Origin of the sequence: Gordonia sp. 852002-10350_SCH5691597, from assembly GCF_001665715.1 — a bacterium.
In the GTDB taxonomy this organism is placed as follows: domain Bacteria; phylum Actinomycetota; class Actinomycetes; order Mycobacteriales; family Mycobacteriaceae; genus Gordonia; species Gordonia sputi.
Genome location: NZ_LZMO01000096.1, coordinates 1 through 2,703 on the forward strand (window position 1 = coordinate 1; position 2,703 = coordinate 2,703).

Annotated in this window: 4 protein-coding genes and 1 pseudogene; 3 read left to right on the top strand and 2 right to left on the bottom strand. The window is 65.0% G+C overall.

The annotated features are described in order from the left end of the window. Nucleotides 1–250 (top strand): annotated as a pseudogene (gene gltD, locus A5777_RS07090) (glutamate synthase); the annotation flags it as partial. Between the two features lie 314 nt (nucleotides 251–564). On the opposite strand, the gene A5777_RS07100 reads toward gltD, so the two are convergent. After that, nucleotides 565–999, bottom strand: a complete 435-nt coding sequence (locus A5777_RS07100; RefSeq protein WP_064862128.1) for an SRPBCC family protein — start codon at nucleotides 997–999, stop codon at nucleotides 565–567. 178 nt (nucleotides 1,000–1,177) lie between these two features. Between A5777_RS07100 and A5777_RS07105 the strand changes: the two genes are divergently transcribed. Both A5777_RS07105 and A5777_RS24990 read left to right on the top strand, forming a co-directional pair. Next, entirely contained in the window at nucleotides 1,178–2,041 is an 864-nt protein-coding gene (locus tag A5777_RS07105; protein WP_231894619.1) for a cutinase family protein, read from the top strand. Nucleotides 2,042–2,172: 131 nt separating this feature from the next. Next, complete coding sequence (locus A5777_RS24990; RefSeq protein ID WP_197501426.1) at nucleotides 2,173–2,328, top strand: hypothetical protein; 156 nt, start codon at nucleotides 2,173–2,175, stop codon at nucleotides 2,326–2,328. Nucleotides 2,329–2,340: 12 nt separating this feature from the next. Here the strand turns inward: A5777_RS24990 and A5777_RS07110 are convergent, their stop codons facing one another. Next, complete coding sequence (locus tag A5777_RS07110; protein WP_064862130.1) at nucleotides 2,341–2,565, bottom strand: RNA-binding S4 domain-containing protein; 225 nt, start codon at nucleotides 2,563–2,565, stop codon at nucleotides 2,341–2,343. Nucleotides 2,566–2,703: the final 138 nt, after the last annotated feature.

Consider the following 2,703-nt stretch of genomic DNA (forward strand, 5'->3'; position numbering starts at 1 on the left):
TGAGCGCGTCGACCTGCTCGACAAGCTGGGCGTCGAATACGACCAGCGCGGCAACATCAAGCGCGACAACGACTTCGCTGCCATCGGGCAGGAGGGCGTGTACGTCGCGGGCGATGCCGGGCGCGGACAGTCGCTGATCGTGTGGGCCATCGCGGAGGGTCGCTCGGCTGCGGCCGCCGCGGACCGGTACCTCGCGGGCGCGTCGGATCTGCCCGCCCCGATCGTGCCGACGCAGGTCGCGCAGCGCTGACCTGCCCCGCTGGGTGGTCTAGACAAGCTCGACCAGCGGGTCGGCTCGACCAGCGGGGTGGGGCGCTCGGCCGGCGACGTGGAGCGCTCGACCAGCGGTGGTCTCGACAGGCTCGACCAGCGACGTAGAGCGCTCGACCAGCGGTGGTCTCGACAAGCTCGACCAGCGGTTGGGGCGCTCGGCCAGCGTGGTCTCGACAAGCTCGACCAGCGGGACGGCTCGACCAGCGGCGGGTGGTCTCGACAAGCTCGACCAGCGTGGTCTCGACAAGCTCGACCAGCGACGGAGGCCGCTCGACCAGCGGTTGGGGGCGCTCAGAGCTTCTCGAGCACGCTCGTCATCTGAGTGGGCACCGAGTCGGCGAGGCGGCCGAAGATGAAGCTGAAGAGGGGTTCGCCGATCAGCTTGAAGCGGTGGAAGTCGACGAGCGCGCGGTAGGTGACGCTCGTCGTTCCGTCGCCGAGGTCGGTGAACGAGAGGTCGTCCGACGTCGTGGCGGTCTTGTTGGAGCCGGAGAACACGACGTGGTCGGGGTCGTCGCGCGTCAGTTCGTAGGTCAGCTCGGTCGAGATTCCGAAGAGCTTCGACTTGTTGTGCCAACGCGTGCCAAGTGCGATCGGGGCGTTGTCCTCCTGCGTGCATTCCACTGTCCCCGGGTCCCATTCCTCGGCGTGGGAGAAGTCGCGCAGGTAGGCGACGATCACCTCACGCGGCTGTCGGACAGTGAAGGTGCGCGAGACGTCGACCATCGTGGGCCTCCTCATGTGTCGGATCACTCGACTCTGTAGACAAACGTTCTATGAGAGTTCGGTGAGACGACGCTGCCGGATGGGTGCATCCCTGCCTACACTCTGTGGGTTGGATCGCGGCGATCGTGTCGCGGATACGTGTTCGTGGAGGTACAGGTCAGTGCGCAGGCTTCTTGGGATCGCAGTTGCGGTGGTGTTGGCGGCGTGTGGCGTCGGGGTTGCATCGGCGGGGTCGGCATCGGCCGCGCCGGGACCGTGCCCCAAGGTGTACGTGTTGGCAATACCCGGCACATGGTCGGACGGACCAGGTCTGCTCGGTTCCGTCACATCGAATCTCGGGCCTGACACCAAGGTCTCCTATGTCGGCTACGACGCCACGGCGTTCCCGTGGGAGAGCGCCATCTACGGAAAGTCGAAGGCACAGGCCGTAGCCAATACCAAGGGTCTTGCCCTGGAGATGCTCAAGCGTTGCCCGGGCACCAAGATCGCGCTCACCGGTTACAGCCAGGGTGCCGACGCCGCGGGCGACGTCGCGTCGGAGATCGGTACCGGCCGCGAGAAGATCCGTCCGCAGCAGGTCGCGGGAGTCGTGCTGATCGCAGACCCTCGGCGGTCGTCGAAAGACAACCTGGTCGGGCCGCCCCTAGCCGGGCAGGGTAGCGGCGGGCCACGCCTTGACGGCATGGGCTACGTGCTGCCGCGCGCCTTCACCATTTGCGCGCCCAAGGATCTCTACTGCAACGTGCCGCGTGAGTACTACGTGACGCGCGTGATCGGCTACCTCGCTGAAACCAGTGATCCGACGCCCAGCCAGGTCGGCCAGTATCAGGCCGAGGCGGGGGCAATCGTCAACGAGATGCTGACCAGGGGCGGGCCGGGCAACGTCGTCAACGAGCTGAGCAACGCTCGAGCGCGGCAGCAGATCATCGAGTTCAACCGGTTCTTGCAGTCGGGTTCACACGGCGACTACGGACGTTTCGAGGTCAAGCCAGGTGTGACGGCCGTGGAATGGGCACATCAGTTTCTCGCCGGATTGGGCTGAACCGCGCGTCGGTCTCTGACTGGTAACGAATCCTGTGTGACGATCGATACGAAGGGTGAGGTTGCGCCGACGCAGTCGGCACTACAAGATAGTAAAGATCGAATCCGTTCTGACGCAGGAAACGTATCGTCATGAAGCTGGCAGCAACGTTCCAGACACCCCGTCGACACTCAATGCTGAGTGCCATCACAGGCGGCCGACTCGGCCGCCATCGTGAGGCGCCGCGATTCCCCGCAGAGGCCGAACGCCTCGTCACCGCGGCGGAGCTCAAGCGACTGACTGCGTGAGCAGGTCGCCGGTCACCCCTCGGTGACCCGCGCCGATGCGTCGCCCAGAGAGATCACGTCGCCGACTATCAACTGTCGACCTCTGCGTGTTTCCACATCGCCGTTCACCGTGACGAGACCGTCGGAGATGACCTCCTTCGCCTCGGCTCCGGACTCGATGAGGTTCGCCAATTTCAAGAACTGACCGAGCCTGATCGCGTCACCCCGTACAGGTACGTCGAATGCGTCGTCGTCCATGCCTGAGATACTGCCTGACCGGCGAAGCGTACGCACCGTCGAATCCCGGGTGAACTACCTTTGATCCATGGCGGTCGAGTCCCCATCTCACGCACGTTCAAGTGCTCCCACAGATCCCGACGTCGCGGTGCAGCGATC

Excerpts from the sequence above, each read along its gene's own strand:
- A5777_RS07100 (WP_064862128.1), bottom strand. The coding sequence starts at position 999 with ATGGTCGACGTCTCGCGCACCTTCACTGTCCGACAGCCGCGTGAGGTG.
- A5777_RS24990 (WP_197501426.1), top strand. The coding sequence starts at position 2,173 with ATGAAGCTGGCAGCAACGTTCCAGACACCCCGTCGACACTCAATGCTG.
- A5777_RS07110 (WP_064862130.1), bottom strand. The coding sequence starts at position 2,565 with ATGGACGACGACGCATTCGACGTACCTGTACGGGGTGACGCGATCAGG.